The organism is Roseovarius gaetbuli (assembly GCF_900172365.1).
GTDB lineage: Bacteria > Pseudomonadota > Alphaproteobacteria > Rhodobacterales > Rhodobacteraceae > Roseovarius > Roseovarius gaetbuli.
Map to the genome: position 1 here is coordinate 1 of NZ_FWFJ01000142.1, position 652 is coordinate 652.

A 652-nucleotide genomic window follows, 5' to 3' on the forward strand; every position below is an offset into this window, starting at 1 on the left:
AATTTCACCGACAAGGTGCTGATCGTTGATCTTCCCGGAGCCACTAGTCGCGATATTACTCTTTTCGAGCACACTCAGTTGAAGGAGCCCATCTACCCTCTCGACGAAAACACAACGTTTACTATTGGGAATTAGTGAAAAATCTACAAAGGCACGCTTCCGTAGGATACTGGTTCGTAATGCTTCGAACCGGCGTTCGTTTTCAATGAAGTCCGGGAATAACGCAATGGCGAGAAGAGACATGGTGCCTGCTACTGATGAAAGTTGGAATTGCGATCTAAAAGAGCGGGTATTGTTGTCTTTGTCATCCGCGGGTCGCTCTAGCTGCTCGATGCATGTGGTTGGATTTTGGGCCACTGGACAAAACGAGCTGTGTCAAGATAGCCGAGGGCAGTGTATCGAATGACGGCATTGCACGTCCAAAACCTGACTTTCAATTGGCCGGGGTCGGAAAATGCGACCCTGCGTATACCAAACCTGTCGCTTGCTCAGGGTGAGCGGATATTCTTGTTTGGCCCCAGCGGAAGCGGAAAATCCACACTGCTATCGGCCATCGCAGGCGTAGTGGACGTCGCACCGGGAGCAATCCAGATAGCCGAGAAGGATGTAGGGGCCGTAAAGGGCGGTGCCCGGGATCGGTTCCGGGTCGATC

The 652-nt window shown here is 52.1% G+C and carries 2 protein-coding genes; one reads left to right on the forward strand and one right to left on the reverse strand.

Annotated features, from left to right (window positions below):
* Positions 1–243, reverse strand: a 243-nt coding sequence (locus ROG8370_RS20835; RefSeq protein WP_212580147.1) for a hypothetical protein, incomplete at its 3' end; no start/stop codon positions are given.
* A 159-nt stretch (positions 244–402) separates the two neighbouring features.
* On the opposite strand from ROG8370_RS20835, the gene ROG8370_RS19985 reads away from it, so the two are divergent.
* The coding region (locus tag ROG8370_RS19985; RefSeq protein WP_139838258.1) for an ATP-binding cassette domain-containing protein at positions 403–652 on the forward strand (250 nt) is incomplete at its 3' end.